Genomic DNA, 25,417 nt, shown 5'->3' with positions numbered 1-25,417 from the left:
GCCTACCTCAGCGTCCCGATGAGGATGATCCCTTGGACTTGGCGACATCGGTTTCAAAGAAGTCCGGGATCTCGTGTTCGAAGCTCTTCATGTAGCGGGCGTAACTCAACGTAGCCTGGTCGCCGAGGATCGGCAGGCGTTGCCCGGCCTGCTGCCCTGATGCCTGCAGGCGGAACAGGTCGCGCGTGGTGTCGCCGATCTGGCTGCGGCCGGGTCGCGCGGCTGATGTGTTGCCGTCGGTGATGGCGACCGCTGCAGGCGCCGCCTGCGGCACCGGTGCCGGCGGGGTCGCCAGGTCCACGGTGGCCAGTGACTCGGACTGCAGCGGCTGCGAAGCCGGCGCAGCGGGCGTGCCGCCGCCAAGCATCTGCCCGGTCAGGGGTTGCTGTTGCGCCTGCGCGCCGCCGGTCAACAGCAGGCAGGCCAGTGCAGGCAACAGGTGTCGGGTCAGGGGCATGGCGCTCATGGAGTGTTTCCGTTCGGCTGATCGGAGGTGCTGAAGCGCTCCAGCATCGAGGGCGGCAGGCGCTGCGGATCGCGTTCATCGCGGCTGTCGCGGTGTGGTTCCGCCGCCAGTCGCGTGGCGCCGGGCCGGTTGCTGGCGGCATCGCTGGCGGTAGCACGCGCAGGGGCCGGCACGACTGCGGCAGCTGCCGCGGCGACCTGGCGCTGCTGCAGGCGGGCACGGATCTGCGCGGCCTGTTGCTGGATGCTGCGGCGGGTGTCCTCGTTGAGGTTGGCCTGTCCGGCGAGGCGCTCTGCAGTGGCGGTGTCGCCACGCAGCACCGCCCACAGGGCGAGGTTGGCGGTGGCCTTGGCATTGCCTGGAGACAGCTCCAGCGCCTTGGCCAACGGTTCACGCGCCTGTTCGAACTGACCTGCACGCAGACGTGCATAGCCGAGATCGCCCAGGTAATCGGTGTTCAATGGCTGCAGCTGCGTGGCCCGGGCCAGTGCCTCCTCGCTGCCGCCATCGTCGTCACGGCGCGCGGCGATCAGGCCGAGGCCGTGTGCGGCTGCAGCGGCCTGCGGGCCACTGGAGAGCTCGCGGTACAGGGCGATGGCAGCGTCGGCCTGGCCGGTCTCGCGCAGGGCGTCGGCCTGCAGCAGGCGCAACGCCGGCGGGTCGCCATAGCGCTGGCGGAAGGCATCGACGTGGGCCAGCGAGGCATACCAGGCACCCTGCTGCTGCATGCGCCCGATCAGTTCCAGGTAGGCATTGCGGCTGTCCTGCGGCGCCGGTTCGGGCGCGGCCAGGCTGGGCGCGCGCAGGTACTTCGGCGTGGTCGACGCACAACCACTGGCGACGGCGGCAAGGGCGAGCAACAGGCAGGAGGTGCGCAGGGCAGGCATCAGGGCGATCCCATCTTGGACATGGTGGTGGCCAGCGCGACCAGCGCCGGTCCGGCAAGAACCAGCATCAGCGCTGGCAGCAGGGTCAGCATCATCACCACGGTCATCTTCACCGAGAGCTTGCCAACCTTTTCCTTCAGGGCGTTGCGGCGCTGTTCGCGCAACCGGATGCTGAACTGCCGCAGTGGTTCCTGCACTGCGCCGCCATGCGCGTGCACCTGCAGGATCAACTGCATCAGGCTGGTCAGGTCATCATCCGCGTAGACCTCGCTCAGCCGGCGCAGGGACTGCGCGCGCGTGCGGCCATGGGTGTACGCGACGTTGGCCTCCTGCAACTCGCCGCCAAGCACCGGCAACGCGTCGCGCAGCTTGTCGCCCAGCGTCTGCAGGCTCTGGTCCATGCTGAAGCCCACGCCCTGCAGCAGGCGCAGCAGGTCGATCAGCAGGGGCAGCTCGTTGTCGACGGCGCGCCGGCGCCGCTTCACCCAAGAAGAGAGGATGAACTTCGGCAGCAGCAGGCCTGCCGCGAGCGCACCGATCACAACCATCATCCTGGCCAGCCCCTGGGCGCTGCTGAACGCCAGGGCCAGCACCAGCACCAGCACGCCCAGCAGCAGGCGAAGGCCAAGATAGATGGCGGTGCCACGACGTGTGTTCCAGCCCGCCAGGTCCAGCAGCAGCCGGTCTTCATTGGCCAGCAATGCAGATTCCAGGCGGCCGCCACTGAGCGCGCGCCCGAAGCGTTCCAGCCAACCCAGCGAATCACGGCGCGCGGCCTCCGTGTCGCGCGCCTCATCCCGCGGTTGCAGTGCGGTCTTCAAGGTGGCCGAAGTGCGCTGTTCGCGATGGCTGCGTACCCATCCGGCGATGCCCAGCAGGGCAACACCGGCGGCCAGAACCAGCAGCGACAGGGCAAACCAGGTGCTGGCACTCATCGGGCACCTCCGTGGCGGATCCGGGTGGTCATAGCGACTTGGCCAGGCGGTAGAGCAGGAAAGCGCCAAACAGCTCCAGCCCCAGCGCGATCAACAGGATCTTGTGACCGAGCGGATCGTGCAGCACCGGCTGGAAGAATTCGGGGCTCGATATGGCCATCAGCACCGCGCTGGCCGGAGGCAGCAGGCCGAGCACCCAGGCTGACATGCGCGTTTCCGACGTGGTCGCGGCCAGCTCCTGCTGGGCCTGCTCCAGGTCGCGCATGAAATCGCCCATGCGCTGCAGGATCTGATCGGAGCGTCCGCCGATGCGTACGCTGACACCGATCACGACGGACAGCACCTTGAGCACATCCATCCGGTAGGGCTGTGCCGCCAGGCTCAGGGCACGGTCCAGGTCCATGCCGCTGCGCGCGTAGCGCACGGTGGTATCCAGCAGTCCGCGCAGCGGCGCGCTGGTCTGCATCGATGCCACCTGGAAGGCAGCCTGCAGGCTGTTGCCGAGCGCGGTCAGCCGCACCAGGTTGTCGAGGAAGTCGGGCAGCTGGTGCAGCAGCTGTGCACGCAGTTTCGTGGTGCGGCGCATGACCCACAGCCAGCGGGCCAGCAGGTACAGCAGCAGGGTCAGGGGGAACATCCACGCCGTACCGAGCCTGAGCATGGCCACGACCGAAAGCACCAGTCCCGGCACCAGCATCATGATGGGCAGCTTCCAACCCGTCTGCAGGCCCGCACGTTGCAGCAGGCCGTCCAGCGGCAACACCCGGCGCCCGGCACTTGCCGGTCGCGCCGGGTCGTTGGCGGCGGCTACGGATGCCCCGGCCGGGGCTCCGCCACTGGCGCCTCCGCGAGCCAGCTGCTGCTCGGCGTGCTGCAGCGAAGCCTGGCGTTGCTCCCGGTTGCTGGCGGTGCCCCACAGCCATACCGCAAGCGCCAGCAGCACCGAGATGATGCTCAGTACACCCAGCAGCAGGCCCGTGCCCATGCTCAGAAGTCTCCGTACAACGATTCGCGCAACTGCTGCCGGAACGGCTCCAGCTTGTGCGAATGCGGGTGGAAGCCCAGTCCGATCCAGCGATCGATTTCCTTGCCGTTGCCATCGATCTGCAGTTCGTGACGGAACATTTCCTGGGTCGTGATCAGGTTGTCACTGACACCGGTGATCTCCGTGATCGAGACCAGCACGCGCCGGCCGCTGCCCAGCCGCGAGATCTGCACGATGAAGTCGATGGCGCTGGCGATCTGCCGGCGCAGGCTGTCCTCGCTGCCCTGGAACCCGGCGAACCCGGCCAGCATCTCGATGCGGTACAGGCAGTCGCGCGGAGAGTTGGCATGGATGGTCGCCATCGAGCCGTCATGGCCGGTGTTCATCGCCTGCAGCATTTCCAGTACTTCGGCGCCGCGCACCTCGCCGACCACGATACGGTCCGGGCGCATGCGCAGGCTGTTGCGGACCAGGTCGCGGATGCTCACCGCGCCATGGCCTTCGGCGCCACCGATGCGGCTTTCCAGGCGGACCACGTGCGGGTGGTTGAGTGACAGTTCGGCGGTGTCCTCGACGGTGATCACGCGTTCGTTCGGCGGCACGTAGCTGGCCAGTGCGTTCAGCAGTGAAGTCTTGCCGGAACTGGTGCCGCCGGACACCAGGATGTTGCAGCGGCCCAGCACCATGGCCTTCAGCAGCGCCTGCATCGGCGCATCGAAGGTGCCCTTGGCCAGCAGCTCGTCCGGGGTGAACGGATCCTTGCGGAACTTGCGGATGGAGACCATCGGCCCATCCACTGCCAGCGGCGAGATGATCGCGTTGAGGCGGCCGCCGTTGGGCAGGCGCGCATCGACCATCGGGTTGGAGTCGTCCAGTCGGCGGCCCAGCGGCGCGAGGATGCGGCGAAGGATGCGCAGCAGGTGGGTGTCGTCGGTGAAACGCTGGGTGGCGCGCTTGAGCTGTCCTCCCTGCGAGACATGCACATCCTTGAAGCCGTTGATCAGGATGTCCTCGATCGTCGGGTCGTGCAGGAGGTCGTCGAGCGGGCCGAAGCCGGTCAGCTCCTTGACCAGGCCTTCGGCCACCACCTGCATCTCCTCCTCGTTGATCGGGATGCGCCATTCCTGGATGAAGCCCACCGTCTGCACCTGCACCCAGCGGGCGATGGTGTCAGGGGCCCAGGAATCGATGTCGATGCGCTCGTCCTCGATGCTGTTGAGCAGGTGCTCATGGGCGGCCGACAGCACCTTCTGGTACTGCTCGGTCTGCGCGAACGGCAGGTGGGCCGGGGCGCTGTCGGGCAGCACCGGGCGGGTGGCGGCATGTGGGAACGGGGTTACCTTGTCTTCCATTGCGATCCACCCAGGGCAAGGGAGAGTCTTTCCCGCAGGCCATGGGCCTGGACCGGGCAGGCAGCCGGATCCAGGCGCGACACAAGCGGGGCGAGGGCACGCAGGTAGGGGTCGCGCGGTGCGTCCTGCAGCAGCAGATGTCCCTGGCTGGCCGCCAGGCGCACGCGCGGGCGTTCGGGCAGCGTGGCCAGCAGTGGCACTTCGAATCGGCGTGCGATCTGGTCGGGACTCATGCCGCTGCTGTCGTCGTGGCGGTTGATCACCAGCTGCAGGCGCTTCTCCCGTTCGCGCTGGCCGGCCAAGTGCTTCAAGGCCTGGTCGAGCGATACCAGCGTGGCGATCGAGGCGTCCGTGACCAGCCAGATCTCGTCGGCCTGGTCCAGCAACAGCGGCGGTAGCTGCCGCAGCGGGCAGCCACCGGCATCGCACAGCACGCTGGCGAATACGTGGCGCAGGCGCTGCAGCAGCGCAGCCGGATCGGATGGCGGCACCGCATCGCTGCCGCTGGCGCGGTCCAGCAGCACCAGGCCGGTGTCATGGCGAGCCATCGCAGTGCGGGCGAGGGTGGCGTCGATGCGGCTGGCGTTGCGCAGCGCGTCTTCGTAATGGAAGCGGCTGTCCAGGTTGAGGTACAGCGCGAGGTCACCCGAAGGCTGGGCCAGCTCCATCAGCAGGCCGTCCTGCTGCAGTGCCTCGCCCTGCGCCAGCGCACGGGTCTGCTGTGCCAGCACCGAAAGATGCGCGGCCAGCGTACTGGTGCCCACTCCGGCGCGCACGCCCAGCAGTACGATCAGGCGCGCCTTGTGCGCGTGCTGCGCGGCGGCAGCCGGTCGTGGCGACAGGGCGCGGCGCAGCGCGGCCTCGATGCCGACGTTGTCGCTGTCCAGGTCCAGCACATCGCGCAGGCCCGCCCGCAATGCGATGACGATGCCTTCTACCTGGCCGGTACTGGTGGCACCGACGGCAACCAATGCAAGATCCGGTTCGGTCTGTTGCAGTTGCTGCGCCAGTACGCTGGAGGCGGCGGCATGTTCAGGGCGGAAATCCAGCAGCACAAGGCTCTGCGGCCCGCGTTGCAGGTCCAGAGCGGAGGTCGGCGTGCTGCTGTCCTGCCAGTGCAGGGTAGTGGTCGGCGGCAGTTTGGCCGCCAGCCGGGGCAGCAGTTCGCGATCCATTCCGTACAGGACCAGATTCATCGGCGGTCCTTGCGGATGCAGCGGCTGGGCAGTGGCGTAGGGCATGGGCGTGGTATCGCAGGCATCATGGAATCAGCGTGAGAAGCCGGGTACCGGATCCTGGCTGATGGGACCCAGCAGCCAGGCGCCCCATTCGGGCATGTGCGGCTTGGCCTCGCGTTCGCCAGGCAACGGCAGCTCGGTGTTGCGCGCCAGCGGCTGCACCAGCCGCGGCGTGACGATGATCACCAGCTCCTTGTCCTGGCGCTTGTAGTCGAAGTTGCGGAAGAACGAGCCGATGATCGGCAGGTCGCCCAGCAGCGGGATCTTGCCGACGTTGGAGACGACATTGGAGCTGACCAGGCCGCCGATCACGAAGCTCTCGCCATCGCCCAGTTCGACCGTGGTGTCGGCACGGCGCGTGGTGATCGAGGGAATCTGCACGCCATTGAGGGCAATGGCGTTGCTGTAGTCCAGATCACTGGCTTCCGGTGCGACCTTCAGCGCGATGCGGTTGGGGGCCAGTACCGTTGGTGTCACCGTCAGGCCGATGCCAAACGGTTTATAGGTGATGGTGGTGGTGCCCAGGCCCTGCGGCTCCAGGATCGGCAGTTCGCCGCCAGCCAGGAAGCTGGCGCTCTGGCCGGATAATGCGACCAGGGTAGGTTCGGCCAGCACGCGCGCCATGCCGTTGCTCTGCAACAGGTCGACATCGGCGTTCCACAGGCCCTTGGTCGAGCCGAACACCAGCCGGAACGCCGAAGAGATGGGCGACTCGGCCTCGTTGCCGGAGTTGCCTTCCTTCATGCCCGGCAGGATGCCGGTGTTGCCCGGCAACTGGCCGCCCGGGCGGGCGAAGCCGTAGGCGAAGCTGCCATTGCGGTTCTGGAAGCTGATGCCGATCTGCTTCAACGCGGTCTTGTTGAATTCGACCACCTTGACCTCGACCTGCACCACGCCGCCGCTGCTGACCGTCGACGCGTCGGCAAGCAGCCCGTCCTTGCCCAGCGCCATGGCCGCGGTCTTCTGTTCCTGCATGTGCGAGAGCAGGCTATCGGTGCTTCCCTGCAGCAGGCCCTGGTTGTCCTGCTGGGTGAACACCAGCCCGTTGGAGCCTGCGTCTGCCGCGCCCTGCACGGCACTCTGCACCCGCACCTGCAGGCGTTGCGGCTCGGCCTGCTTGCGGTGCCACAGCAGGAGGGTCGTCGTACCCGGCGCTTTTCCGACCAGCAGGGCCTGCCGCTGCCCACGCAGCATCACGATATCGGCGACGCCTGGGTCGGCGATGGCGACCCGTTCCAGATCGGCCGGAAGCGTCCACGGGCGCTGCTCACGCGCCTGCAACACGAGATCGTCTGCGGCCACGCTTGTTGCCGGAGCCAGCAGCACCAGCAGCAGGGCCAGCCAGCGCTGGCGGGGGGAGGGGCGTGGGCGGCGGCGTTCGGTCATGGATGCGCTCGATGCAGGTCAAAGGGAACCGCGGGGGGCGGAGCTGTCGCCACGGATGATCTCGATGCCCGACGCACGCGGTGCGCTGCGTCGAGCCGCCGGCGCATGCACCGGGGGCTGCGGGTTGCTGCGGGCTGCGCTGTTGCCGCGGCCGGCCAGGGCATCACCATCGATGCCGGCGAAGGCGTGGTTCTCCGGCCGCTGCAGTGCGAGCTGCTGTTCGGCATCGAGGCCACGCACGGGATCGATCACGCCACGCGCCTGTGGGAACAGTGCAAGGTCGGGTTGCCCCGTATCGGCCGGGTTGCGCAGGGCAAGGAACAGCTTTCCCTGCTGCGCACCCAGCAGCAGCCGGTTGGCATCGGCCACCGGCACTGCCAGTACCGCACTGCGTGCCGGCTGGGTGGCCTCGTTGCCCGAGCCATGGTTGTTGCCATTGCCGGTGATGTCGGCGGCGCGGGGATCGTTGCGGGTATCACCTTCGTTGCCGGCGACGGCATCGCCGGTGACCGGAGCGATGTCCTGTTGACCGTAGCTGAGCACGCGTAGCCGCGACAGCAGCAGGCGAGTCTGCGCGGCCTCTGCCGGACCGCTGGCGTTGGGCTGGGCATTGCGCAGGTTGAGGAAGACATCGACGAAATCACCCGGCAGGATGCGGTTTCCGGCGCCGACCAGTTCGTCCACCGGGACGGCCAGCGCGCGTTCGCCGGGGCGCAGCTGCAGCGAGAATCCCTGTGCCAGGGCGCCGCTGCTGATGGCGGTGCCCTCGGCGATGTCCTGCACCGGTACCTTGCCAACCACGGCCGAGATGCTGGTGGCAGCACCGGCTACCGCCGTGGTCCGCTGCGCAAGGCGCACCCCATTGGCAGAGATCGGTTCGCCGGCCGGCAGTCGTGCCACCGCCTCTACCACGGTGATCGCCTGGACTTCGCTCTGCGCGACCGGGGCAACCGTGGCCGGCGCGGCCTGCTTGCGCCCGATCATCAAGGCGATCACCGCCAGCAGCACGGCCAGCCCGATCAGGGCGACGGCAGCGATGCGGGTCAACTTGAGCATGGAACCGTCTCCTGTGCCGATGGTCAGTTGCCGCTGCCGAGGTCGAGCTGGGCGACCGCGACACTACGGATGGGGGCCTGCATCACCCACTTGTAAAGCGTGGCGGTGCCCGGCAGGAAGGGATGGCTGGCGTAGTCGTAGCTGACGGTCACCGTCATGCACTGCGCAGTGGCCAGGCCGGCGCAGGGTGCCTGCGCGGAGACAACGATTGCGTTGCTGCCGCCATTGCTGCAGTCGACACCCTGTCCAGAGAATTTCAACAGCCACTGCATCGAACTGCGGGCTGCTACGCAGGCTGCGGTACGCCGTTCATTGGCGCTGCCATAGCGCAACGAAGCGCGAGCGCCCTCGGCCGAGGCCGTCGCCAATGTCTGTTGCGCGGCCATGATCATCACGCCGGAGAACGTGAACAGCAGCAGTGGCAGCAGGCCCAGCATGAGCATCAGGGCAAATTCGATGCTGGCTGCACCGCGTTGACGCCGTGGATTGCGGATGTTCATGCCACACCTCCATAGACGCTTGCCAGGACCCAGCCGATGCCGGTGATGGCCAGGTACGCTGCGTAGGGAATGCCATGTCGTCCCTGGCGCGCGGCCTGCATGTCGCGCAGGGCGGGGTGCGATTGCCATTGGCTGCTGGCGCGGTTGACCTGCATCTGAAGGCCTGTGGGCAGCATCACGCCCAGGCGGCGGCCAACAATGATCACCGCCGCGTGCAGGCCGGCCGCGAGACTGGCCACCATCCAGATCGGCAGCAGGGCTTTCCAGCCCAGCATCAGCCCCAGTACCGCGAAGAACTTGACGTCACCGGCGCCCATCCAGCGGATGGCATAGAACGGCAGCAGGGCCACCAGGCCGAGCGCCGCGCCCGCCGCGTGGGCAGGCCACGGCTGGCGCGGCGTGCTGAACTGCCCCGCGATGATCAATGCGATGGCAATGATGGACGCAGACAACAGCCAGGCATTGGGCACCCGGCGGGCATACAGATCGCTGATCGCGATCCGCAGGCACACGCCGATGGCCAATAGTCCCAGCAACGTCATCGCACACTCCGTCGTCCGTCATTGGACAGCCTGCAGTTGCCACCGGCACATCCCAGCACCGCTGCAGGGATGTGCGATGCGCGCAGGCTCAGCCGCCACCGCCGGTCGCAGGTGCCGACCCGGAGGCCTTGGTGGCAAGGTCGGAGAGGTTCTTGAACAGCGTCTCGAAGAACCCCTTGATCTCCTTGTTGCCGACCGCGATCAGGATGCCGGCGATGACGGCGGCCAGCAGCCCGTACTCGAGCGCGGTGACGCCATCTTCTTCCTTCAGGAACTTGCGGATGGATGCGTTCATGGCCTTGTCTCCCTCTACTTGTTGTCTGCAGATGCAGGACACCTGTTGGGCGGTGGCCCGGCTCCGCCGGGATCGTCCGTGGGCCCCGCACATCCTGGCGGGGTGGCATGACGGGAATGACCCGCCGTGCTCATTCCTGGTGATCTGCCCCGGGGGAAATGCCGGCCGCAACGTCGCAACCACGCGGCGATGCGCCGGCGGTCGAACTGTTCTGCGATACGGTCGTGGTCATACGCTCCCCCAGGTGTGGTCGTTTTTGAAGCGACCGGATCACCGTGTCGTCGACTTTGCCTGAATGGCGGTTGGCTGCAACTGGAACCTATATGCAAATTCGGCAGAAACGCGGCAGCCCTTAAACTTTCAGGTTGTTTCTGTGACGCGTATCCGTTCGCTGGCAAAACGATTCATCGACGTGCAGATATTGTGATGGAGCAAATGGTGCATGCGAATATCGTGCCACTGGCGACGACATTTTCTTCATCTCTGTATCTATTTTCTTCAATACGGAGTTCGGGTTTACCTTCGATGGTTATCGGGCATACTCGCTCTCACGTTGCTGCTTTCAACCGGGTTGGTCGCGTGGCACCGGCCGAGGCCATCCCGGCAATGGCGAAGGTTCCTGGAGGAATGGTGTGGCCCTGTCAGGCAGTGGGGGCCGCAGCGAGTTGCGGATCAATGGGGGGACGACACTGTCATGGTCGATGGTGGGGTAGAAGACAGCGACGACAGCGGCCTGCGATCGATCGATCTGGCGACGCTGGGCGGCGTACTTCGCGTGTGCGATGTCGAACTGCTGCTGCTCGATGGCAGGGCCGCGGGCGGCCTTCGCTTCGCGCGTGCATGAGGAAGCCCTGTTCTGCAGCATCAGTTGCGGTTTCCACTGCCGTGGCCGCTTCATGCTGCCACCCGACTGGGCGATGCTGGGGTATCTGCACGCCACCGATGAAACACTGAGCTGGTGCCACGGGGTGCCGCTTGCACCGGGGATGGCGCTGACGGTGATGCCCGAAGGCATCAGCGAGTTTACGCTCAGCCCCGGTACGCACATGACCCTGATGCTGGTGCCGGTCGCACGGGTGCAACGCAAGTTGACCGAACTCAGCCTGCGCAGCACACCGCCCGCGGGCCAGGCACTTTCACTGTTCAATCTGGCGAACGATTCGGCGCCACTCGCCCATCATTATCAGCAGCTGCATCTTCAGCTCGGCCAGGGCGCTGGCCTGCAGCCGCAGGAAACCGAACGATTGCTGCACGAGCACGTGCAGGCCCTGCTCGGTGCAGGCGCCGCCGATCGCCCCGGCTGCAGCCGCGCCCGGCGCACGCATTATCTGATCGCGCAGCGGGCGGAGAACTTCATGCGGCTCAACCTGCGCCGCAATATCTACATGAACGAGATATGCGACGCGGCGGGTGTCAGCGAACGCGGCCTGCGCTATGCCTTCGAGGATCTGTTCGGAACTTCGCCCAACCGTTATCTGTCGATGCTGCGCCTGTGCGCTGCCTGCCGCAGCCTGTCCATGGCCGATTCCAGCCGCCGTTCGGTGAAGGCGATCGCCCTCAGCTGTGGCCTATGGGACCTCTCCCGCTTTGCCGACAACTACCGCAAGGTTTTCGGCGAGCTGCCGCGCGATACGCTGATGCGCGCTCCCGCGCAGATCGGCCAGCCGGCCTGAATCAAGCGCCGCAAGGGTTTCGGGGTGGTTTCTGCCGGAATTGCCCATGCGCTTGCCGATATCGTTGCCGCTTCTGCATAGCCCGCTGCCGATTCCGGCCGTGGATTTGCCGGAATGCGCGATTGCCGTGCCGGAATGAAGTGCGCAGCCACCGTTGCAAACGCTGAAATGTCAGTCACCTGCCTAACGGCAAGTCCACTGACATTCAAGTTGTTCGCCTACGGGGGAAGTGCTCATGAATCGCATCTACCGGCGTGTATGGAACCGCCAGCTCAATGCTCTGGTTGTGGCCTCGGAACTGGCCACCGGCGACAGCGGCGGCAGCGCCGCGCGGGATCCGCGCGCCTTCCTGCTGATGCCCACCACGCTCGCCCTGGCCCTGCTGTGCGTGCTGGCCAGTGGCCACGCAGGAGCATCCGAATCCAATCAGTCGCTGCGTGATCTGCAGGCTCTTGCAGCCAAGTACACCCAGCCGATGCCAGTCAAGGTCGATGCCGAGGTAGCCCTCGCGGCTGCCGCAAGCCAGGCCCAGAGCAGCCCGGCGATCAGCGCGGATGCGCGCGTCGGCCTGCAGTTGAGCACCGCGTCGCTGCCGGTGGTGCGTGACGTGCTGCCGGCCTCCGTGCAGGTCAAGCTGGCCGCGAACACGGCGCCGAAGCAGGTCGCCGTGCCAAGGCTTGCCGCTGATGTCCGAGCGAATGCCAACATCGGTCTTGGCGGCGCTCAGGTGGCATCAATCGATGCCGGTGCAAAGGCGGCCGCCGGCATCAGCGGCGCGCCGGCGGGCGCACTGCGGGGTCTGAAGGCTTCTGTGGATGGGGCGCTGGATTCGAAGCTGAAGGTGGCAGGCCACCAGATCGACGCCCAGGGCCAGGTAAAGGCGACGGCGGCGATCACGCTGCCCGCCAAGGAGGAACTGCCGGGAGAAACCCACGATCGCGCGATCACCGCAGCATTCGATGCTGGTGCTGCCGGCAAGGTGCGCGTGCAGGCGCCGAATGGCCAGGAAGTGGTTGCCGATCGCAATCTGAAACTGGCCGGCCAGGCAACGGTTGCGGCGCAGAACAGCGCGCTGGGTGTCGGCGGGCTGGTGGGTAGTGCGGTCGGCGCCGCAGGCAATGCAGTCGGTGGTGCGCTCAACGGCACCGTCGGTACGGTCGGCAGCGCGGTCGGCGGCGCCCTCAATGGCACGGTCGGCAGCGTGGGCGGTGCCGTGGGCGGCACGCTCAACAACACCGTGGGCGCCGTGGGTGGCGCACTGAACGGCACCGTAGGCAGCGTCGGTGGTGCGGTCGGCACGGTTGGCAGCGTGGGCGGCGCCGTAGGCGGCACACTGAACGGCACCGTAGGCACCGTCGGTGGTGCGGTCGGCGGCGCCCTCAACGGCACGGTCGGCAGCGTGGGCGGCGCCGTAGGCGGCACACTCAACAGCACTGTAGGCGCCGTAGGCGGCGCACTGAACGGCGCCGTAGGCACCGTCGGTGGTGCGGTCGGCGGAGCCCTGAATGGCACGGTCGGCAGCGTGGGCGGCGCCGTAGGCGGCACGCTCAACAACACTGTAGGCGCCGTGGGTGGCGCGCTGAATGGCACGGCCGGCAGCGTCGGCGGTGCCGTGGGCGGCACGCTCAACAACACCGTGGGCGCCGTGGGCGGCGCACTGAACGGCACCGTAGGCACCGTCGGTGGTGCGGTCGGCGGCGCCCTGAACGGCGCCGTAGGCAGCGTCGGTGGTGCGGTCGGCGGCGCCCTCAATGGCACCGTCGGCAGCGTGGGTGGCGCAGTCGGCGGCACGGTTGGCAGCGTCGGCACTGCGGTCGGCGGCACGCTCAACAACACCGTCGGTTCCGTCGGCGGTCTGCTCAATGGCGCCACCGGCTCCGGCACTGGCCTGGGTGGCCTGCTGGGCAACACGCTCGGCAACGTCGGCAGTGCCGTGGGCAACCTGCTCAACGGCAACCTCAATGGCACCCTCGGCAATCTGGGCAGCGCGGTCTGCGGCCTGGTCGGCGGCACGCTCGGTGGCCTCGGCCTGACCAAGCCCTCGGCGATCCCGCCCACCAGCCCGAAGGCGCCGGCTCCGGCCGATCCGAACGCGGGCCTGATCATCGGCACCGGCGGCCTGGTCGGCAATGTGGGGCAGCTGATCGGCCCGACCACCACCAGCCTGTTCGGTGGCGATGGCTACCTGAGCAACGGCAACCTCAAGCTCAGCAATGCCAACGTGATGCAGACCTACTCGACGGTCAATGTGCTGGGCCTGCCGGTGGTCAACCTGTCGCCGGTCGGCAGCACCCTCAACGGGCTGGGCGGTGCCGCTACCGGTGGCAGCTCGCACCTGACCCTGATCGGTGGCGTCACCTCCGACAGCTACATCTACAACATCAACAACGGCAATCCGGGTGGCCTGCTGGGCTTGCTGCTGCCGAAGGACTCGCCGGCGTGGGCCGCCAAGTGCCTGGACGTCGCCCTGGCTGACATCTCGTGCTGGGCCGTGAACGCCGCGCAGGACTACCAGGTGCTGATGGGCGATGGCGCCTTCGCCAACGGTTCGAAGGAAGTGGTGATCGGTGCCAATGCACGGCACGAATTGCCGAAGGTCGATGCCAACGTCGCCTTCCCGGGTGATGGGGTCAACGACCCGAGCAATCCGACCGGTGTGCCGACCGCCGACTACGCTGCGCGCATGGGCCATTCGGTGATCGTCGGCGACAGTGCCGTCGGTACCGCAAACGGGCAGACCCTGCTCGGTGCTGAAGCCACCTCCAACCAGGCCAACTCGGTCGCACTGGGCTACCGCTCGGCCGCACTGCGCGGCGCGCAGGCCAGCTACAGTGCTTACGGCCTGACTGCTCCGCAGGTTTCGGCGGGCGAAGTGTCGGTGGGCACCGCCGGTGGTGGCGAGCGCCAGATCACCAACGTGGCTGCCGGTAGCGTCAACACCGATGCGGTCAACGTAGCCCAGCTGAGGGGCGCGATCAGCCTGATCAACGGCGTGGCCGATGCCGCCGTCACCTACGACCTGGATGCTGGCGGCAATCCGAACTACCGTCGTGTCACGCTTGGCGCGGGCACCGGCACCACCACCATCGGCAACCTGGCCGGCGGTGCGGTCACTGCCGGCAGTCTGGAAGCGGTCAATGGCGGCCAGCTGGCGGCGACCAATGCTGCCATCGCCAGCTTCTTCGGCGGCCGCGCGGCCTTCGATCCGGCCAGCGGCGCGTTCACTGCACCGCTGTTCGAGATCAGCACCATCTCCACCGGCGGCGCCATCGCCAAGGGCCTGTATGAGAACGCCACCGATGCTTTCGCCGCGGTCGACGGCTCGCTGGTCAATCTCAACACGCAGATCACCGATATCCGCAACGGTGGCACCAAGTACCTGCGGGTGAACTCGACCGGTACCGAGGCGCTGGCCACTGGCGCCGACTCGATCGCGGTCGGTACCAACGCCCGCGCCACCGCCGCCAACAGTATCGCGGTGGGTGCCGGCAGCCTGGCCGACCGTGCCAACAGCGTGTCCATCGGTGCGGCCGGTGCCGAACGCCAGGTCACCAACATGGCCGCCGGTACCGCCGCGACCGATGCGGTCAACCTGGGCCAGCTGCAGGCGTCGGAGCAGGGTGCCCTGCGCTATGACCTCAACGGCGACGGCAGCGTCAACTACGCCAGTGCCACGCTGGGCCAGAGCGGCACCGCCACCACGCTGCGCAACCTGGGCCCGGGCCAGGTCAGTGCCACCAGCAGCGAGGCCATCAACGGTGCCCAGCTGTTTGCGGCCAACCAGGCCGTTGCCACCCACCTCGGTGGTGGCGCGGCGGTCAACGCGAGCGGCGTACTGACCGCACCGACCTATTCGATCAACAACGTGGCCGCCAACGGCACGATTACCAAGGGCAACTACAACGACGTCGGTACCGCCTTCGACGCGGTCAGCAATTCGCTGGCCAACGTTGCCGACCAGACCGGCGAGATCGACAAGCTGGCCGTGAAGTACGACGTCGACGCCAGCGGCAACGTGCTCAACAACGTGACGCTGACGGGCACCGGCACCGGCGCGGTGAAGATCACCAACGTCGCCGCCGGCAGCATCCTGGCCGGCAGCAGCGATGCCATCACCGGCGACCAGCTGTTCAGCACCCACAGCACCATTGCCAACTACTTCGGTGGCACCACCGCCTACAACGGCACGACCAACGTGTGGACCGCGCCGAAGTTCAGCATCTCCAGCATCGCCACCGATGGCACTTTCACCAGCGGCGACTACAACAATGTCACCGCCGCCTTCACTGCGGTGGACGGCTCGCTGAAGGTCCTCAACCAGCGCATCACCAACGGCGGCGGTGGCAGTACCTACCTGGCGGTGAACTCGACGGCAGCGGCCGCAACGGCGGCCGGGGCGGAGGCGGTGGCGGTCGGCCCGCAGGCCAGTGCGGCCGGTGCCAACAGCGTGGCGGTCGGCAACGGCGCCAGCGCCAGTGCCGGCAACAGCGTGGCACTGGGTGCAGGTTCGGTGGCCAGCGTCGGTGCGCAGAGCGGCTACACCGGTGCCTACGGCCAGACCGGTGCCAGCAACTCGGCCGGTGAGGTCTCGGTCGGCAGTACTGGCAGTGAGCGCAAGATCACCCATGTCGCCGACGGTTCCGATACGTACGACGCAACCAATGTCGGCCAGCTGAAGAACGGCGTGAACTACGCCATCGACGAATCGAAGAAGTACACCGACCAGAAGATCCAGAACATCACCAACGTGGCCGGCAGCTTCCGCGCCAACAACACCAACAACCTGGCCGACCCGTCCGCCAGCGGTGCCAACTCGGCCGCCGGTGGTGCAGGCTCAACCGCAGCCGGCGCCAACTCGACCGCGCTGGGCAATGGTTCGCAGGCGCAGGCCGACAACTCGGTGGCGCTGGGTGCGGGTTCGGTGGCGAACCGGGCCAACACCGTCTCCGTGGGTGCCGCTGGTGCCGAACGCCAGGTGGTCAACGTGGCCGACGGCTCGCAGGCCACCGATGCGGTCAACGTACGCCAGCTGCAGGCCTCGCAGCAGGGCACGATCCGCTACGACACCACGGTGAACGGTGCGACCAACTACAACAGCGTCACCCTGGGCAGCACCAGCAGCGGCCCGACCACGGTGCGCAACGTCGCCGCCGGCACCGCCGGTACCGACGCGGTCAACGTGGACCAGCTGAAGTCGGGCATGGCGCAGACCCTGGATTGGTCGAAGGCGTACACCGACGAGCGCATGGGCGGCTTCGAGCGCGACCTGCGCAAGACCGACAACCGCGCCTCGGCCGGTATCGCGTCGGCGATGGCCACCGCAGCGCTGCCGCAGCCCAGCGAAGCGGGCCGCAGCATGGCCTCGGTCGCCGCTGGCAGCTACAACGGCGAGTCGGGCGTGGCGATCGGTATCTCCGGTGTCTCTGAAGGTGGTCGCTGGATCTACAAGTTCAGCGGCTCCACCAACAGCCGTGGCGAGGCCGGTGTGGCCGTCGGTGCCGGCATCCAGTGGTGATCCCCGCGGCCGGGCCGCACGCGCGGCCCGGCATCGCGGAAACGTCCAAAGGGGGGAATGACATGAAACAGCATCGCATCGCCCGCACCGGCCAGATGGCCGCAGTGCTGGGCCTGGTCCTGGGGATGGGCCTGCTGGCCGCCTGCCGCAGCCATGCGCCGGCCGCCGACCGTCCTGCCGACACCACCGCCGTGCAGTTCCCGGAGGCGTCGAAGGCTTCGTTGAAGGAGGGCATCTATCCCGACGTCGCCGACCTGCGCAGATTCGCGCCGGGCATGAGCAAGCGGCAGCTGTATACCTTGCTGGGCACGCCGCACTTCAACGAAGGCATGTGGGGCGTGCGCGAGTGGAACTACCTGTTCAACTTCCGCACCGCGCAGGGCGCGGAGTATTTCACCTGCCAGTTCCAGGTGCGCTTCGACAGCAAGGGCATCGCCCAGGGGGGCTACTGGAAGCCGGAATCGTGCGCGGCGGTGATCGAACCGCCACGGCCACCGGCGCCGCCTGCACCGGCACCGCTGCCGGAGCAACCCCTGCGGCTGTCGGCCGACGCCCTGTTCGGATTCGACAGCGCGGTACTCAGCGCCGAAGGCCAGCAGGCGGTGCAGGGCATCCTGGCGCAGGTGCGCGAGGCCGCGCAGGTGCAGTCGATCCGGGTGACCGGGTACACCGACCGTATCGGCAGTGCCAGCTACAACCAGACCCTGTCGCAGCGACGTGCCGAGGCCGTACGCAGCGCGCTGGTGCAGGGCGGGGTGCCTGCGGCCAGCATCAGCGCCGAAGGGCGGGGCGCAGCCGAGCCGATCGTGCAGTGCGAGCAGCGCAATCGGCGCGAGCTGATCGCCTGCCTGGCGCCGAACCGTCGCGTGCAGATCGCTGGGATCGCCCAACCGCGCTGAGAGTCCCGCACCGGGGCCATGCCCCGGTATCCCGAGTCCCCCCTGACCGTCGGCAGGACGTGGTTACGTCTCCCCCGTTGACCACGCCTGCCGGCGGCTCAGGTTTTCCATGGTGCACGCGATGAACGCTCAATTCCTGCCTCTTTCCATGAAGACGGAAACCACACTCAGCGTGTACGGCCAGCTCGGCAACCATGCCGTGGTACGCATTCCCGGGCGGCGCCTGCCGGGGCTGATCCTGCAGGCCGATACCGTGGCCGGGTTCCTGGCCCAGCTGCAGGAGGCCCAGGCCTGCCTGCGCAGTGGCCGCGCACAGCGTACCGACGCCGAGCTGGACATGCTGATCGACGTGCTGCAGCAGTGGTATGCGCTGATCGAATCGCGCCTGGCCGACGCCGGCGAGGCGCTGTAGGGAAAAAGGGGACGGAGGGGATTAAGTCGTTTCCGGCACGCTCGGGGCAAGAGCGACTTAATCCCCTCCGTCCCCTTTTCCTAGGCGCGGGCGCGGACCAGCCAGCAGGCGGCATCCACGCGTACGCGGTCGCCCTCGATGAACGGGGTGAATGCCGCTACCGCCTTGTTCCGGAGCGAGGTGGCCCGGTCTTCGGGCAGATTGCGCAGTGCCAGGCCCAACGGGCCCAGCTGGCCGACATAGGTCGGCAGGTCTTCGCGGGCGAGCGAGCAGGGCAGGTCTACCGCAACAACCTCCACGTCATTCCAGCCGGCGGCCTGCAGCAGGTGCTGCACACGCTCGCCATCGGCAAAGGCGAACTGGCCCGGTGCGCCGGGCGCGCGTGGGGGTAGATCGAGTTCATCGCCAATGGCGCGTTCGGCCGTTGTCATGAACGGGTTCTCCGCTGCGCTGCGCCAGGCGATGAAACGCAGGCCGGCACCCGGTCGCGCGGCACGGTGCAGGTTGGCGAAGGCGGCCTCGGTATCTTCGAAGAACATCACGCCCAACCGAGATTGGATCCAGTCGAAGTGCGCGGTGGGCAACGGATGCTGCTGTGCGTCGGCGACGATGAAGTCTGCGTCCAGTCCTGCCGCCTCGGCGCGTTGACGGGCCAGCGCCAGCATCGGCGCGGAGATGTCCAGGCCGGTGCAGTGCGCCGACGGGCGTGCGGCGGCTGATGCCAGCAGGCTGGCACCGGTCCCGCAGCCTACATCCAGCAGTTGCGTGACGGTGTCGGGCAGTTCGTCGACCAGCAGGTCGGCCAGGGGTTGGAACAGGCCGTCGAGGATGGCCTGCTGCGCAACCCAGATCTGACCGCCGGGGCCGTTCCACAGCGCGTTCTGATCAACGGGGGATGTACTGGTCATGGTCTTGCCTTGCGGGGAAGTCGCCCATAGGTTGGCGCTTGAAGGTCACTTGAGGTCAAGCCCGTGCGTGAACTGGATATCGGCGAGGTGGTCAAGCGCAGTGGCGTGCCGGCCTCGACCCTGCGCTACTACGAACAGCTTGGGCTGCTGCAGGCACTGGGCCGTCGCGGCCTGCGCCGGCAGTACGACGAGCGCGTGCTGGAACGGCTGGCGCTGATCGGTCTTGGCCAGGCGGCCGGGTTGTCGCTGCAGCAGATCGGGTTGTCGCTGCCGCCGCAGGATGGATGTATCTCGCTGGACCGTGAGGCGCTGCTGGCACAGGCCGATGTGCTGCAGCGGCAGATCGCCCAGCTGCAGCGGGTGCGCCGGCACCTGCAGCGCGCGGCGGCCTGCCCGGAAGCGCAGGACGCGCGGCAGTGCGGTTCATTCCGCAAGCTGCTGCGCGCACAGCAGCGCATGGCGGGCGGGTGAGAGAGCATCCACGCATGGCGTGGATCTACTTCACCACGACCTCGGTAGATCCACGCCATGCGTGGATGAATCAATCGCGGGTGCTGACTTCCCAGGTGGCGTGCAGCACGCCCGGCACGTGCTCCATCCGCGCCAGCACCACATCCAGCTCATCGGCACTCACGGCGGTACTGACCAGTACCGCGATCACATCGGTGGGCGCATCGGCATGCTCGACGACCTGCACGTCGCCGACCGGATACTGCGCAGCCTCCAGCGCATCGACGAGACGCTCGCGCACGCGCGGCACGGCTTCGGCATCCACGCTCAGGCGCACTTCGTAGGTGGCTTCGGTGGCGGCCTCGTTGATCGGGATACGGTTGATCGCATTCACCAGCGGCCGCAGCAGGGTGTTGCCGGCGATGATCAGCACGGTCAGCAGCACGCCTTCGGCCAGCATGTCCGCGCCGGTGCAGCTGCCCACCGCCGCCGAGCACCACAGGGTGGCGGCGGTGTTCAGGCCGCGCACGTTCATGCCTTCCTTCATGATCACGCCGGCACCTAGGAAGCCGACGCCGGAGACCACGTAGGAGATCACCCGCACCGCCTCGGCGCTGCCGGCGATGCGCATGCCCAGGTCGACGAAGGCCGCGGCGCCGACGGCGACCAGCACGTTGGTGCGCAGGCCGGCGGTGCGTTGCCGGTACTGGCGCTCGGCGCCGATCAGCGTGCCCAGCACGAAGGCGGCCAGCAGGCTCACCACGGTGTCGGCGAAGGGACCGGCCTGGAAGGTCTCAATGAAGCGCATGGCCGGAGTCTACCCGGTCGAGGTGACAGTAGAGCCACGCCATGCGTGGATTTCCAGCGGTCCACGCCACGCGTGGTTAGTCAGGTGCCAGAAACGACTTAATCCCCTCCGTCCCCTTTTTGCGGGATCAGTCGGTGTCCTCGACGCGCTCGCCCATCAGTTCGCGCTGGCGCTTGTCCAGTTCCTCGGCGTAGCGCTTGCGTACGAAGGCTTCAGAGACCACGCCCAGCACCTGGCCGTCGGCGGTGACCACGGCCAGTTCGTCGGCCTGGGTCTGGTCGAAGCGCTGCATCACGCTGACCACGTCCGCGGCTGGCGACAGCGACACATCACGGTTCTCGGCCAGCTCGCCAATCGTGGTTTCCGGCTTCACGCCGTCGCCGTAGACGCGCGGAATCTGCACGATGCCGGCGTAGTGGCCTTCGCTGTCGATCAGGATCACCCGGCTGCCCGAACCCAGCGGGAAGCGCTGGCGGAACGCGGCGGCATCGAGATCGGCCGGCGCGGTGGCCACGCCCTTGCGCATCAGCCGGCCGGCGTTGAGGTTCTGCACCCAGCCGACGTCGCGGGCGCTCTTGATGGTCTCGCCGCGCAGGTGCATGCGCCAGGTCGAGAACGAGTAGCCGAACCACTGCCGTACCAGCGTGCTGGACACCAGCACCGCGCTCATCACCACGCTGGTCAGCAGGAAGTCGTGGGTGCCTTCCAGCACCAGCATGGCCATGGTCATGGGCGCGCCGACCACCGCCGCGGCCAACGCTGCCATGCCGGCCAGCGCGGCGGACGTGGCGTCGACCACCGGCACGCCGGTGGCCATCGCCAGCAGGCCGGCGAACAGGGCGCCGACCAGGGTGCCCATGAACAGCGAGGCGAAGAACAGGCCGCCACGGAAACCAAACCCGAGAGAGATGCCGGAGGCCAGGCACTTCAGGGTCAGCAGGCCGCCGATCCAGATCAACGGCAGGTGGGTAGTCAGGTCCAGGTGCAGCGCGCCATGGCCGGACGAGAGCACCTGCGGGCTGGCCAGGGCCAGCGGGATCAGCAGCAGGCCGCCCACCACCGGGCGACCCCACAGCGGCAATGGACTGCGCTTGACCGTGCCTTCGATCGAAGCGATCAGGCGCATGATGACAATGCCGACCATCGCGCAGCAGCAGCCGAGCAGGCCGTAGATGGCGTAGTCGGCGGCACGCACGTCGATGGTAGAGGCAGCGGGCAGCAGGTAGGCCTCGATGCCAGCCTGGTCGGCCACGAACGCACCGGCCAGCGCGGCGACGGCCACCGGTGCCAGTGCGGCCGGGGTGTAGGCGCCAATGACGATTTCGAAGGCATAGAACGCACCAGCCAATGGCGCACCGAAGGCGGCGGCGATGGCACCGGCGGCACCGGCACCGACCAGGATGCGCACGTCGTTGCGACGCAGGCGCATCACCCGGCCCAGCTGCGAGCCGCTGCCGGCACCCATCTGCGTATACGAAGCCTCCAACCCGACCGAGGCGCCGCAGCCATTGGACAGCAGGGTCTGGGTCAGCACGATCAGATTGTCGCGCATCGACATGCGGCCGCCATGCAGGGCATTGGCTTCCACCGCATCGAGCAGGGGGCGCTTAAGCCGCGTCGCGGCCAGGCTGACCAGGCCGACCAGCAGGCCGCCCAGTGGCAGCACCAGCAGCGCGGTCCAGGTCAGCGAGGGCAGGGAGCTCAGGCGCATGCCTTCGTCCAGCCCATACAGCGTGCCCTGCAACCAGCGCGCGATGCCCGACTGCAGCAGGGTCAGGTAGCCGGCGATCAGGCCGACCAGCAGCGCGAGTGCGATGAACCACAGATCACTGCCACGCAGTCGCAGGCGCAGGCCCTGGAAGGCCAGATGCAGGCGCGATGGCAAAGCAGACGGTGACATGGTGGCGGCATGATACGCCGCCACCGTGATCGCCACCGTCACTGCATCGGGCGATTACCGCTTCAGAAGCGGTAGTGGCCCTGCACGTAGAAGGTACGCGGCGCGGCCACCATGCGGCCGGCGTTGCCATCGACATTGCGGGTGTACCAGCGCTTGTCGGCCAGGTTGTTCACGCCCAGTGCGATCTCGCTGTCACCCAGTCCCGGCACCTGCCAGGCCACCTGCGCGTTCCACAGGCGAACACCCGGCACGCGGCCCACGCGCGCATCGGCGCTCTCGGCCCAGGTGTTGGCGGCGTCGGCGTACTGGCCGCTCTGGTGGGTGCTGGAGACATTGAAGGTCCAGCCGGCCAGTGCGTAGCGGGCGCCGACGCTGTCGGTGTCGCGCGCGTAGAAGGGCACGTCCAGGCCACGGTTGTCGCCGGACTGCTGGATCGCCTTGGTCCAGGTGTAGTTGGCGTACAGCTCCAGCCCGGCCAGCGCGCTGTCCTCGGCGAAGCGGTATTCCAGTGCGCTCTCCACACCCTTGTGATCGGTGGCGCCGATGTTCTGGAAAGTCGGCGGAGTGATCCCCGGCACCTGCAGGATCTGGTTGTCGAAGCGCATCTTGAACACGGTTACTTCCGCGCGCAGTGCACCGTCCTGCCAGCGCGCACCGAGTTCGGTGGTCTTGGCGATTTCCGGGTTCAGCGGATTGCTGGCGGTCTGCGAATTCAGCTGGATGTTCTGCACCGGCCCGAACGAGGTGGTGTAGTTGCCGAACACGGTCAGCTGCGGGGTCAGCAGGTAGGCGATGTTGAGCGAGGGCAGGGCCTTGTCGTTGCGGCTGCTGAAGGTCGCCGTGCCACCGGCCTGGCGGCGGTCCATGTCGATCCATTCCATGCGCACGCCCGGGGTGATCCGCCACTGGCCGATCGCGATGCGGTCGTCGATGTAGAACGCATGCGCATCGGTGGCGTTGTCGAATCGGGTGGTGGCACTGGCCACGCCGGTGCGGCGGGTGACGGTGTAGCTGCGGTCGTTGCCGCGCTCGCGCAGGAAACGGTAGCCGGCGGTGATGTCGTGCACGCTGGCGCCCCAGTGCAGGCGCTGGGTGTAGCGCGGCTCGATGCCGAGCACGCGGTAGTCACGCGGCTGCACGGTCAGCTGGGTGTTGGCGGCGTTGATCAGCGAGCTGGCGCGGCTGCTTTCGTTGTAATAGGCCAGCACCTCGAACTCGCTGTTGGCCGACAGCGTGTTGGTGTAGCCCAGGTCGATGCCGGTGCGGTGGCCCTTCCAGAAATCGGTGGGGCGGGTGTTCTGGAACGGATCGGCCTGGTACTGGGCGCGGGTCAGGCCGCCCGGGGTCAGCGAACGCACATCGTAGTAGGACAGTTTGGCGCGCAGTTCCTGCTGTTCGTCGATGGCATAGGCGAACTTCAGCGCGAGGTCGTTGAAGCGGTCATCGCTGCCCTGGCGCCAGCCGCGCCCGTCCTGGCCCGAGTAGAGCAGCGCCGCGCCGAGGCCGTTGCCGCCGGTGCCGCCGAGGAAGGCGTTGTACTGGGTGCTGTCACCGCCGCCATGGTCGTAGGCGCTGTAGCGCACACCCGCTTCGCCGTGCAGGCCCGCGCCGGTCGGAATGGCGCGGGTGCTGAAGTTGATGATGCCGCCCACGTTCTGTGGGCCGTAGCGCACCGCGCCGCCGCCGCGCACCACGTCGATCGATTCGATGTTGGACAGGCTGGTCGGTGCGAACGACAGCTGTGGCTGGCCATACGGCGCCACCGCCAGCGGCACGCCGTCCAGCAGTACGGTCGAGCGTGGCGAGTAGCGCCCGGTCAGGCCGCGCACGCCGATGTTCAGCGAGACCGAGCTGCCGGCCGTGCCGGAGTTGTCGGTGACCTGCACGCCGGGGATGCGGCGCATGGCATCGCCGATGCTGGCTGCGCCACTGGCCTCGATGCGCTGGCGGTCGACCACCGTGCGCGCGCCGGCGAAGCTCTTGACGCTGTCATGCAGGCCGGTGCCCAGCCAGCTGCCGGAAACCTGGATGCTGTCCAGCGTGGTGGCGCCGTCCTGGGCGAAGGCACGGGTGGCCGGAAGCAGGCACAGGGCGAGGGCGGCAGCCAGGGGCAGGCGGGCCGGTTGCAGGGCGTGGATGGGCATCGGTAAGGGTTGTGGAAGGTCGTAAATGAGAATTATTGCTGATTCCATTCGCTATTGGAATGCGCCTCCGGTTCATGCCGATGCCCCGGTGGTAGAGTGGGCGATTGCTTCCTGACCCGCTGAGATCCGCCATGTCCCAAGCTGCTTTCTACCCCGTCGGAACCCCTGGCCAGCCGTGGGGAGCGGCGGAGCGGGAGGCGTGGCGTGGCCGCCAGCAGCGCCTGCGTCGCTATGACGAAGAGGTGCTGCCGCGCATCGAGGCGTTGGCTTCGCGCTTTGACAAGGTGGCCTACGGCCAGCTCGACTACGCGGGCGAGACCTACACCTTGTTCGCCCTGCGCAGCCGCGACTGGAACCCGGCGCTGCCGGCTGCCCTGGTCACCGGTGGCGTGCACGGCTATGAGACCAGCGGCGTGATGGGCGCGCTGGAGTTCCTCGAAAAGCACGCCGCCGACTATGCCGGCAAGGCCAACCTGCTGGTGACGCCGTGCGTGAATCCGTGGGGCTTCGAGCGCATCAACCGCTGGAACTTCGATGCGATCGACCCGAACCGCAACTTCCGCGCCGACGGCCCGGCCCGCGAATCGACCGCCGTCATCGAACTGATCGCGCCGTACAAGGGCCAGTTCGTGCTGCACATCGACCTGCACGAAACCACCGACAGCGACGAGAGCGAGTTCCGCCCGGCGCTGGCGGCGCGTGACGGCAAGCCGTTCGAGCCGGGCCTGATTCCCGATGGGTTCTACCTGGTGGACGACAGCGAGAACCCACAACCGGCCTTCCAGCAGGCCGTCATCGCCGCGGTGGAGAAGGTCACCCACATCGCGCCGGCCGACGACAAGGGCGAGATCATCGGTTCGCCGGTGGTGGCCCATGGCGTGATCGAGTACCCGCTGGTGAAGCTGGGCCTGTGCGCCGGCATTACCGGTGCGAAGTACACCACCACCACCGAGGTCTACCCGGACAGCCCACGGGCGACCCCGCAGCAGTGCAACGACGCGCAGGTGGCAGCGGTGTGCTCGGCGCTGGATTACGCGCTCGCCCATCGTTGATCGGTAGTGCCGGC

The 25,417-nt window shown here is 67.7% G+C and carries 20 protein-coding genes and 1 pseudogene; 6 read left to right on the top strand and 15 right to left on the bottom strand.

Annotation, left to right across the window (positions count from 1 at the left end; genetic code table 11):
- Window positions 1-7 precede the first annotated feature (7 nt).
- From AC5P7E_RS16600 to AC5P7E_RS16550, 11 genes are all read right to left on the bottom strand, one after another.
- The gene (locus tag AC5P7E_RS16600; RefSeq protein WP_099490259.1) at window positions 8-466 is read right to left on the bottom strand and encodes a DUF3613 domain-containing protein; all 459 of its coding nucleotides are present in this window, start codon (window positions 464-466) and stop codon (window positions 8-10) included.
- Window positions 463-1,353 carry a tetratricopeptide repeat protein gene (locus AC5P7E_RS16595; protein ID WP_111174162.1) on the bottom strand — a complete coding sequence of 297 codons (891 nt, stop codon included), beginning with the start codon at window positions 1,351-1,353 and terminating at the stop codon, window positions 463-465. The genes AC5P7E_RS16600 and AC5P7E_RS16595 overlap by 4 nt, the downstream gene beginning before the upstream one ends.
- On the bottom strand, window positions 1,353-2,288 hold the full coding sequence (locus AC5P7E_RS16590) for a type II secretion system F family protein (protein WP_005409999.1): 936 nt from the start codon (window positions 2,286-2,288) through the stop codon (window positions 1,353-1,355). The genes AC5P7E_RS16595 and AC5P7E_RS16590 overlap by 1 nt, the downstream gene beginning before the upstream one ends.
- 28 nt (window positions 2,289-2,316) lie before the next feature.
- Window positions 2,317-3,273 (bottom strand): type II secretion system F family protein, encoded by a 957-nt coding sequence (locus AC5P7E_RS16585; RefSeq protein WP_495222858.1) that lies wholly within the window; start codon window positions 3,271-3,273, stop codon window positions 2,317-2,319.
- A 2-nt stretch (window positions 3,274-3,275) separates the two neighbouring features.
- The gene (locus AC5P7E_RS16580) at window positions 3,276-4,625 is read right to left on the bottom strand and encodes a TadA family conjugal transfer-associated ATPase (protein WP_005413742.1); all 1,350 of its coding nucleotides are present in this window, start codon (window positions 4,623-4,625) and stop codon (window positions 3,276-3,278) included.
- Window positions 4,610-5,866 carry a CpaE/TadZ family protein gene (locus AC5P7E_RS16575; RefSeq protein WP_024958095.1) on the bottom strand — a complete coding sequence of 419 codons (1,257 nt, stop codon included), beginning with the start codon at window positions 5,864-5,866 and terminating at the stop codon, window positions 4,610-4,612. Before AC5P7E_RS16575 ends, AC5P7E_RS16580 begins: the two co-directional genes overlap by 16 nt.
- 27 nt (window positions 5,867-5,893) lie before the next feature.
- A complete protein-coding gene (locus AC5P7E_RS16570) occupies window positions 5,894-7,249 on the bottom strand; it encodes a type II and III secretion system protein family protein (protein ID WP_049469784.1) in 1,356 nt (451 codons plus the stop codon).
- Between the two features lie 18 nt (window positions 7,250-7,267).
- Complete coding sequence (gene cpaB / locus AC5P7E_RS16565) at window positions 7,268-8,305, bottom strand: Flp pilus assembly protein CpaB (protein ID WP_100438611.1); 1,038 nt, start codon at window positions 8,303-8,305, stop codon at window positions 7,268-7,270.
- Between the two features lie 23 nt (window positions 8,306-8,328).
- Window positions 8,329-8,805 carry a TadE/TadG family type IV pilus assembly protein gene (locus AC5P7E_RS16560; RefSeq protein WP_043035235.1) on the bottom strand — a complete coding sequence of 159 codons (477 nt, stop codon included), beginning with the start codon at window positions 8,803-8,805 and terminating at the stop codon, window positions 8,329-8,331.
- Entirely contained in the window at window positions 8,802-9,347 is a 546-nt protein-coding gene (locus tag AC5P7E_RS16555) for an A24 family peptidase (protein ID WP_005409992.1), read from the bottom strand. The genes AC5P7E_RS16560 and AC5P7E_RS16555 overlap by 4 nt, the downstream gene beginning before the upstream one ends.
- Before the next feature lie 88 nt (window positions 9,348-9,435).
- Window positions 9,436-9,642: a Flp family type IVb pilin gene (locus AC5P7E_RS16550; protein WP_043035237.1), complete on the bottom strand. Its 207-nt coding sequence runs from the start codon at window positions 9,640-9,642 to the stop codon at window positions 9,436-9,438.
- Between the two features lie 694 nt (window positions 9,643-10,336).
- Here AC5P7E_RS16550 and AC5P7E_RS16545 point away from each other — a divergent pair.
- From AC5P7E_RS16545 to AC5P7E_RS16530, 4 genes and pseudogenes are all read left to right on the top strand, one after another.
- Window positions 10,337-11,315: pseudogene (locus AC5P7E_RS16545) on the top strand (AraC family transcriptional regulator).
- A 235-nt stretch (window positions 11,316-11,550) separates the two neighbouring features.
- Entirely contained in the window at window positions 11,551-16,830 is a 5,280-nt protein-coding gene (locus tag AC5P7E_RS16540; RefSeq protein ID WP_495222857.1) for an ESPR-type extended signal peptide-containing protein, read from the top strand.
- A gap of 62 nt (window positions 16,831-16,892) precedes the next feature.
- Window positions 16,893-17,729 (top strand): OmpA family protein, encoded by an 837-nt coding sequence (locus AC5P7E_RS16535; protein WP_005409988.1) that lies wholly within the window; start codon window positions 16,893-16,895, stop codon window positions 17,727-17,729.
- 121 nt (window positions 17,730-17,850) lie between these two features.
- Entirely contained in the window at window positions 17,851-18,141 is a 291-nt protein-coding gene (locus tag AC5P7E_RS16530; RefSeq protein WP_019659952.1) for a DUF6959 family protein, read from the top strand.
- An 80-nt stretch (window positions 18,142-18,221) separates the two neighbouring features.
- Here the strand turns inward: AC5P7E_RS16530 and AC5P7E_RS16525 are convergent, their stop codons facing one another.
- Window positions 18,222-19,049 carry a class I SAM-dependent methyltransferase gene (locus AC5P7E_RS16525; protein WP_049430205.1) on the bottom strand — a complete coding sequence of 276 codons (828 nt, stop codon included), beginning with the start codon at window positions 19,047-19,049 and terminating at the stop codon, window positions 18,222-18,224.
- A 63-nt stretch (window positions 19,050-19,112) separates the two neighbouring features.
- On the opposite strand from AC5P7E_RS16525, the gene AC5P7E_RS16520 reads away from it, so the two are divergent.
- A complete protein-coding gene (locus AC5P7E_RS16520; RefSeq protein ID WP_043035273.1) occupies window positions 19,113-19,520 on the top strand; it encodes a MerR family transcriptional regulator in 408 nt (135 codons plus the stop codon).
- A 70-nt stretch (window positions 19,521-19,590) separates the two neighbouring features.
- Here the strand turns inward: AC5P7E_RS16520 and AC5P7E_RS16515 are convergent, their stop codons facing one another.
- From AC5P7E_RS16515 to AC5P7E_RS16505, 3 genes are all read right to left on the bottom strand, one after another.
- Window positions 19,591-20,307, bottom strand: coding sequence for an MgtC/SapB family protein (locus AC5P7E_RS16515; protein WP_005409984.1), 717 nt, complete (start codon window positions 20,305-20,307; stop codon window positions 19,591-19,593).
- Window positions 20,308-20,434: 127 nt separating this feature from the next.
- Entirely contained in the window at window positions 20,435-22,207 is a 1,773-nt protein-coding gene (locus AC5P7E_RS16510) for a chloride channel protein (RefSeq protein WP_043035279.1), read from the bottom strand.
- Window positions 22,208-22,269: 62 nt separating this feature from the next.
- Window positions 22,270-24,351, bottom strand: coding sequence for a TonB-dependent receptor family protein (locus tag AC5P7E_RS16505; RefSeq protein WP_114619064.1), 2,082 nt, complete (start codon window positions 24,349-24,351; stop codon window positions 22,270-22,272).
- A gap of 131 nt (window positions 24,352-24,482) precedes the next feature.
- Here AC5P7E_RS16505 and AC5P7E_RS16500 point away from each other — a divergent pair, with 131 nt between their 5' ends.
- Complete coding sequence (locus AC5P7E_RS16500) at window positions 24,483-25,403, top strand: M14 family metallopeptidase (protein ID WP_005409981.1); 921 nt, start codon at window positions 24,483-24,485, stop codon at window positions 25,401-25,403.
- Window positions 25,404-25,417 lie beyond the last annotated feature (14 nt).

The sequence above is a fragment of the Stenotrophomonas sp. YJH_SMC_25 genome, from assembly GCF_059369595.1.
The sequence above is the reverse complement of the archived record's forward strand: the minus strand, read 5'-3'. Positions and strand labels throughout refer to the sequence as shown.

Bases quoted from the DNA above. Each gene is read 5' to 3' on its own strand.
- AC5P7E_RS16580 (WP_005413742.1), bottom strand. From the start codon at position 4,625: ATGGAAGACAAGGTAACCCCGTTCCCACATGCCGCCACCCGCCCGGTG.
- AC5P7E_RS16540 (WP_495222857.1), top strand. From the start codon at position 11,551: ATGAATCGCATCTACCGGCGTGTATGGAACCGCCAGCTCAATGCTCTG.
- AC5P7E_RS16585 (WP_495222858.1), bottom strand. From the start codon at position 3,273: ATGGGCACGGGCCTGCTGCTGGGTGTACTGAGCATCATCTCGGTGCTG.
- cpaB (WP_100438611.1), bottom strand. From the start codon at position 8,305: ATGCTCAAGTTGACCCGCATCGCTGCCGTCGCCCTGATCGGGCTGGCC.
- AC5P7E_RS16560 (WP_043035235.1), bottom strand. From the start codon at position 8,805: ATGAACATCCGCAATCCACGGCGTCAACGCGGTGCAGCCAGCATCGAA.
- AC5P7E_RS16550 (WP_043035237.1), bottom strand. From the start codon at position 9,642: ATGAACGCATCCATCCGCAAGTTCCTGAAGGAAGAAGATGGCGTCACC.
- AC5P7E_RS16595 (WP_111174162.1), bottom strand. From the start codon at position 1,353: ATGCCTGCCCTGCGCACCTCCTGCCTGTTGCTCGCCCTTGCCGCCGTC.
- AC5P7E_RS16590 (WP_005409999.1), bottom strand. From the start codon at position 2,288: ATGAGTGCCAGCACCTGGTTTGCCCTGTCGCTGCTGGTTCTGGCCGCC.
- AC5P7E_RS16535 (WP_005409988.1), top strand. From the start codon at position 16,893: ATGAAACAGCATCGCATCGCCCGCACCGGCCAGATGGCCGCAGTGCTG.
- AC5P7E_RS16530 (WP_019659952.1), top strand. From the start codon at position 17,851: ATGAACGCTCAATTCCTGCCTCTTTCCATGAAGACGGAAACCACACTC.
- AC5P7E_RS16510 (WP_043035279.1), bottom strand. From the start codon at position 22,207: ATGTCACCGTCTGCTTTGCCATCGCGCCTGCATCTGGCCTTCCAGGGC.
- AC5P7E_RS16600 (WP_099490259.1), bottom strand. From the start codon at position 466: ATGAGCGCCATGCCCCTGACCCGACACCTGTTGCCTGCACTGGCCTGC.
- AC5P7E_RS16505 (WP_114619064.1), bottom strand. From the start codon at position 24,351: ATGCCCATCCACGCCCTGCAACCGGCCCGCCTGCCCCTGGCTGCCGCC.
- AC5P7E_RS16525 (WP_049430205.1), bottom strand. From the start codon at position 19,049: ATGACCAGTACATCCCCCGTTGATCAGAACGCGCTGTGGAACGGCCCC.
- AC5P7E_RS16570 (WP_049469784.1), bottom strand. From the start codon at position 7,249: ATGACCGAACGCCGCCGCCCACGCCCCTCCCCCCGCCAGCGCTGGCTG.
- AC5P7E_RS16515 (WP_005409984.1), bottom strand. From the start codon at position 20,307: ATGCGCTTCATTGAGACCTTCCAGGCCGGTCCCTTCGCCGACACCGTG.
- AC5P7E_RS16555 (WP_005409992.1), bottom strand. From the start codon at position 9,347: ATGACGTTGCTGGGACTATTGGCCATCGGCGTGTGCCTGCGGATCGCG.
- AC5P7E_RS16575 (WP_024958095.1), bottom strand. From the start codon at position 5,866: ATGCCCTACGCCACTGCCCAGCCGCTGCATCCGCAAGGACCGCCGATG.
- AC5P7E_RS16500 (WP_005409981.1), top strand. From the start codon at position 24,483: ATGTCCCAAGCTGCTTTCTACCCCGTCGGAACCCCTGGCCAGCCGTGG.